Here is a 5,248-nt window from a genome sequence, read left to right on the forward strand (position 1 = left end):
CAAGAAGGATACCTGTGCAGTTTGCTAAAAAGATTGTGGGTAATAAGCAATATGGTGGCGTTCGTCAGTATATTCCTTTAAAAGTGAATGCTGCGGGTGTAATGCCTATTATTTTTGCACAGGCAATTATGTTCATTCCTGCAGCGGTTGTTGGTTTTACAGACGTAGCTTCCCTCAGTGGATTTGCGGCTACATTTAATAATCACAATGGCTTTTGGTATAATCTTGTATTTGCGTTGCTTATTGTAGCATTCACTTATTTCTATACTGCCATTATGGTTAATCCAAATCAAATGGCCGAAGACATGAAGCGTAATGGCGGTTTTGTTCCGGGTGTAAAACCAGGTAAGAAAACAGCTGAGTTTATTGATCAGGTTATGTCACGTATAACATTCCCAGGTTCTTTGTTTCTTGCTTTACTGGCTATTTTGCCGGCTGTAGCTATTCAAATGAATATTGAGCAGCAATTCGCCTATTTCTTTGGGGGCACGTCATTGCTGATATTAGTTGGTGTTGTATTGGATACATTGCAACAAATAGAAAGTCATTTATTGATGCGTCATTACGATGGTCTGATGAAGTCGGGCCGAATTAAAGGTCGTACGTCAATGAGTATGGCTACAGCATAAGATGGCCATTTTTTATAAGACGAACGAGGAAATTGAGTTAGTACGAATAAGTTCTTTACTTGTTGGAAAAACCTTAGCCGAAGTAGCAAAGGTCATTAAGCCCGGAATAGCAACAGCCGAGCTTGATAAAACCGCGGAAAAATTTATACGCGATAATGGCGGTGTGCCGTCATTTAAGGGGTATAACGGTTTTCCGGCCAGTTTGTGTATTTCGGTAAATTCGGTAGTGGTACATGGAATACCCGGTAAATATGAACTGCAGGATGGCGATATAATTTCGGTTGATTGTGGTGTTTATAAAAACGGGTTTCATGGTGACTCGGCCTATACCTTCGCGGTGGGAAATGTAAAACCCGAAACATTAAGGTTGCTTAAAGTTACTAAGGAATGCTTGTATAAAGGTGTTGAGGTAGCTGTTGCCGGTAAAAGATTGGGGGATATAAGTTATACTATCCAGGAATATGCCGAAAGCAATGGTTATTCAGTGGTACGTGAACTGGTTGGTCATGGTATTGGAAAAGACCTTCACGAAGCACCTGAGGTCCCTAATTATGGTAAAAGAGGAAGTGGGCCCGTATTACAGGAAGGATTGGTGATCGCCATTGAGCCAATGATAAACCTTGGTAAGAAAGCGGTAAAAACGGAGAGTGATGGTTGGACAATACGTACACAGGATAATATGCCATCTGCACATTTTGAACATACAATAGCAGTAAGGGCAGGTAAAGCGGATGTGTTGTCAACCTTCGAATATATAGAAGCAGTATTAAACGAAAAAAAAGAATTAGTAAATTAATATATGGCAAAACAGCCATCGATAGAACAAGACGGAACAATTATTGAAGCATTGTCGAACGCAATGTTTCGTGTGGAGCTTGAGAACGGGCACGTAATAACAGCTCATATTTCAGGTAAAATGCGGATGAATTATATAAAAATATTGCCCGGTGATAAAGTCAGAATTGAAATGTCACCGTACGATCTGACAAAAGGAAGAATAGCGTATAGGTATAAATAGTTCAAAGTTCAAAGTTCAAAGTTCAAAGTTCAAAGTTGAATGTTTGAAATAAGACCGGAGAGCAAAAAAATAGAAGAAATGAAAGTAAGAACATCAATTAAGAAGAGAAGCCCTGAGTGCATTATTGTGCGCAGGAAAGGACGTCTTTATGTTATAAACAAGAAGAATCCGAAATTTAAACAAAGGCAGAAATAAATTAACAACCGGAAGTAAAGTCTAGGGGGTTAAAAAACCTGAAACTTGAAACCTGAAACTAAATAAAAATGGCACGTATTGCAGGTATTGATTTACCAAAAAACAAAAGAGGCGAAATTGGTCTGACCTACATCTTTGGTGTTGGCCGCAGCACAGCACGTAAGGTGCTGAAAAAGGCGGGTATTGACGCTAACATTAAAGTTCAGGAATGGAACGATGATGAAACGAATAAGATCCGTACGGCTCTTAATGAAATGATCAATAATGGTTTATTGAAAGTTGAAGGAGCACTTCGTTCGGAGGTTCAATTGAATATCAAGCGTTTGGTGGACATCAATACATATCGCGGTATCCGTCATCGTATGGGTTTACCTGTAAGGGGACAGAATACACAAACCAATGCGCGTACACGTAAAGGAAAACGTAAAACAATCGCGAATAAAAAGATCGCGGCTAAATAATAAAACATAAATAATAAATGGCAAAACAAGCACAAGCAACAGGAGCAGGACAACAGGGGCAAGCCGGATCTCCATCTGGCAAGGCGGCAGCCAAAAAGAGAGTGGTTAAAGTTGAGGCGGTCGGACAAGCCCATCTGAATGCTACTTTCAATAACCTGATCATTTCATTGACGAACAACGCGGGACAGGTAATTTCCTGGTCGAGCGCGGGTAAAATGGGTTTCCGTGGTTCTAAAAAGAACACGCCATACGCTGCTCAAATGGCGGCTAATGATTGTGGTAAAGTTGCCCATGATCTTGGTTTGCGTAAGGTAAAAGTGTTTGTTAAAGGTCCTGGTGCAGGACGAGAGTCAGCTATCAGAACACTGGCATCTATTGGCATCGAGGTTACTGAAATTATGGATATAACTCCAATACCGCATAATGGTTGCAGAGCGCCTAAAAGACGCAGAGTATAATAAATTTTAATTCTTAATTAATAATTTTTAATTCAATATAAGATGGCAAGATATACAGGCCCAAAATCAAAAGTTGCGAGAAAATTCAGGGAGCCAATTTTTGGCGCTGACAAAGCGCTGGAAAAGAAAAATTACCCTCCGGGACAACACGGCTTAACTAAAAAAAGAGCTAAACAATCGGAGTACGCTGTTCAGTTGATGGAAAAGCAAAAGGTAAAATATACCTATGGCATCCTTGAGCGTCAGTTCGCTAAAATATTTAATCGTGCCTCACGCGCGCATGGTATTACAGGTGAAGTGTTGTTACAGTTGATCGAAGCCCGTTTGGATAATGTGGTTTACCGTATGGGGATTGCTCCTACACGTTCTGCTGCTCGCCAGTTGGTTGGACATAATCATATTACCGTGAATGGTGAGTTGGTGAATATTTCATCATATACATTAAAACCCGGTGATGTTGTGGCTGTTCGCGAAAAATCAAAAGTGCTTGAAGTGATTTCCAACAATGTTTTGGGTTCTGCAAACCAATATCCCTGGATTGAGTTCGATAAAACAAAGATGGAGGGTAAATTCACATCAATGCCACAAAGAACACAGATACCGGAAAACATTAAAGAACAATTGATCGTCGAGTTGTATTCTAAATAATAAATAAAAACTAACCTAAACTATATAACAATGGCACTTTTAGATTTTATAAAACCAGATAAGGTGATAATGGTAAACTCAAGTGAAACCGAAGGTCAATTCGAGTTTCGTCCGCTTGAGCCTGGTTATGGTATTACAGTTGGTCACGCGCTGAGAAGAGTTTTATTGAACTCATTGGAAGGTTTGGCTATCACTTCAATTCGTTTTGATGGTGTTGACCATGAGTTCTCTACTATTAAAGGTGTTGCTGAAGATGTAACGGAAATTATTCTTAATCTTAAGCAGGTTCGTTTCAAACGTCAGATACAAGGCATGGACAATGAGCGCGTTGTTGTTAACGTTACGGGTAAAAATACATTAACAGCAGGCGACCTTGGTAAATTTATGACCGGTTTCCAGGTGTTGAATCCTGATCTGGTGGTTTGTAACATGGAACCAAGCGTAAAAATAAAATTGGAATTGAATATCGGCAAAGGCCGCGGCTGGGTTGAAGCTTCTGATAACAAGCCTGTAAATGGGCAGCATGGCGTTATTCCCATCGATGCTATTTATACACCAATACGCCAGGTTAACTACGTTGTAGAGAACTTTCGTGTTGAACAGAAAACTGACTACGAAAAACTTATTTTAAATATCACTACTGACGGTTCAGTGCATCCCAAAGACGCGTTGAAAGAAGCGGCAAAGATCCTTATTCACCACTTCATGCTGTTCTCTGACGAGCGTATTACACTTGATACAGAAGAAAAACAGGCAACTGAAGAGTTTGATGAAGCATCATTGCACATGCGTCAGTTGTTGAAAACAAAATTAGTTGACATGGATCTTTCCGTTCGCGCGCTTAATTGCTTAAAAGCCGCTGACGTTGAAACCCTTGCTGACCTTGTATCATACAACAAGAACGACCTGTTGAAATTCCGCAACTTCGGTAAAAAATCACTTACTGAACTGGAAGAACTGGTGCAGGCTAAAGGATTGACTTTTGGAATGAACCTTGCAAAATATAAATTAGATAAAGAATAATATAGATATGAGATGTGAGATATGAGATCTGAGAATCTCAAATCTCATATCTCACATCTCAATACTAACTGTAATGAGACACGGAGATAAAATAAATAATTTAGGCAGGAAGACCGCTCACAGGCACGCGTTGTTGTCGAATATGGCGTGTTCACTTATACTGCATAAGCGAATTAACACCACATTGGCTAAAGCGAAAGCTTTGCGTTTGTATGTTGAGCCCTTGATCACAAAATCAAAAACTGACTCAACAGCATCACGCCGTATTGTGTTCAAATACCTTCAGAATAAAGAAGCGGTTGGGACATTGTTCAGAGACGTAGCTGCTAAAGTAGGTGACAGACCGGGTGGATATACCCGCATCATTAAAATGGGTATACGCTTAGGCGACAACGCCGAATTAGCGATGATCGAACTGGTTGATTTTAACGAATTGCTCTTAGGTATTTCGAAAGAAAAAACTCCTGGAAAAGCAAAATCTACACGCAGAAGAGGCGGCAAAAAGAAAGCTACTGAAGCTACTACTGCTGAAGTTAAGGCGGAAACGACTCCTGATAAAGGCGAAGCGAAAGCGGAGTAATTCCTTCATTCAAATAATTGAAAGCCCTGTGATTTTAATTACGGGGCTTTTTTGTTGGTAGAAGTAATGGAGTTTTTTGAATCTGAAAATATTATTTTAACGTGAGCTATGGATTAGGCAAACCTAATTTTTTAGCAAAAATCGAGGGCAACTTTTCTAAATACGTGTAAGCAGCTACACCAGCATAAGCGTGAGTTACACAGTTAACTGGGCTTCTATGTCTTGTGTGGTCTATG

Annotated in this window: 9 protein-coding genes; all 9 read left to right on the forward strand. The window is 39.9% G+C overall.

Going from position 1 to position 5,248, the window contains the following annotated elements:
• The coding region (locus tag HYU69_04050; GenBank protein MBI2269513.1) for a preprotein translocase subunit SecY at positions 1-629 on the forward strand (629 nt) is incomplete at its 5' end.
• A gap of 1 nt (position 630) precedes the next feature.
• The gene (gene map, locus HYU69_04055) at positions 631-1,425 is read left to right on the forward strand and encodes a type I methionyl aminopeptidase (GenBank protein MBI2269514.1); all 795 of its coding nucleotides are present in this window, start codon (positions 631-633) and stop codon (positions 1,423-1,425) included.
• 3 nt (positions 1,426-1,428) lie between these two features.
• Positions 1,429-1,647 carry a translation initiation factor IF-1 gene (gene infA, locus HYU69_04060; protein ID MBI2269515.1) on the forward strand — a complete coding sequence of 73 codons (219 nt, stop codon included), beginning with the start codon at positions 1,429-1,431 and terminating at the stop codon, positions 1,645-1,647.
• 78 nt (positions 1,648-1,725) lie between these two features.
• A complete protein-coding gene (rpmJ, locus tag HYU69_04065; GenBank protein MBI2269516.1) occupies positions 1,726-1,842 on the forward strand; it encodes a 50S ribosomal protein L36 in 117 nt (38 codons plus the stop codon).
• Positions 1,843-1,910: 68 nt separating this feature from the next.
• Positions 1,911-2,303 carry a 30S ribosomal protein S13 gene (gene rpsM, locus HYU69_04070; protein ID MBI2269517.1) on the forward strand — a complete coding sequence of 131 codons (393 nt, stop codon included), beginning with the start codon at positions 1,911-1,913 and terminating at the stop codon, positions 2,301-2,303.
• A gap of 17 nt (positions 2,304-2,320) precedes the next feature.
• A complete protein-coding gene (gene rpsK / locus HYU69_04075) occupies positions 2,321-2,761 on the forward strand; it encodes a 30S ribosomal protein S11 (GenBank protein MBI2269518.1) in 441 nt (146 codons plus the stop codon).
• Between the two features lie 42 nt (positions 2,762-2,803).
• Entirely contained in the window at positions 2,804-3,409 is a 606-nt protein-coding gene (rpsD, locus tag HYU69_04080; GenBank protein ID MBI2269519.1) for a 30S ribosomal protein S4, read from the forward strand.
• A 30-nt stretch (positions 3,410-3,439) separates the two neighbouring features.
• Complete coding sequence (locus tag HYU69_04085; GenBank protein MBI2269520.1) at positions 3,440-4,432, forward strand: DNA-directed RNA polymerase subunit alpha; 993 nt, start codon at positions 3,440-3,442, stop codon at positions 4,430-4,432.
• 73 nt (positions 4,433-4,505) lie between these two features.
• Positions 4,506-5,012, forward strand: coding sequence for a 50S ribosomal protein L17 (gene rplQ / locus HYU69_04090; protein MBI2269521.1), 507 nt, complete (start codon positions 4,506-4,508; stop codon positions 5,010-5,012).
• Positions 5,013-5,248: the final 236 nt, after the last annotated feature.

It is taken from the genome of Bacteroidota bacterium, from assembly GCA_016183775.1.
Classification (GTDB): domain Bacteria; phylum Bacteroidota; class Bacteroidia; order JABDFU01; family JABDFU01; genus JABDFU01.

Bases quoted from the DNA above. Each gene is read 5' to 3' on its own strand.
- map (MBI2269514.1), top strand. From the start codon at position 631: ATGGCCATTTTTTATAAGACGAACGAGGAAATTGAGTTAGTACGAATA.
- infA (MBI2269515.1), top strand. From the start codon at position 1,429: ATGGCAAAACAGCCATCGATAGAACAAGACGGAACAATTATTGAAGCA.
- rpmJ (MBI2269516.1), top strand. From the start codon at position 1,726: ATGAAAGTAAGAACATCAATTAAGAAGAGAAGCCCTGAGTGCATTATT.
- rpsM (MBI2269517.1), top strand. From the start codon at position 1,911: ATGGCACGTATTGCAGGTATTGATTTACCAAAAAACAAAAGAGGCGAA.
- rpsK (MBI2269518.1), top strand. From the start codon at position 2,321: ATGGCAAAACAAGCACAAGCAACAGGAGCAGGACAACAGGGGCAAGCC.
- rpsD (MBI2269519.1), top strand. From the start codon at position 2,804: ATGGCAAGATATACAGGCCCAAAATCAAAAGTTGCGAGAAAATTCAGG.
- HYU69_04085 (MBI2269520.1), top strand. From the start codon at position 3,440: ATGGCACTTTTAGATTTTATAAAACCAGATAAGGTGATAATGGTAAAC.
- rplQ (MBI2269521.1), top strand. From the start codon at position 4,506: ATGAGACACGGAGATAAAATAAATAATTTAGGCAGGAAGACCGCTCAC.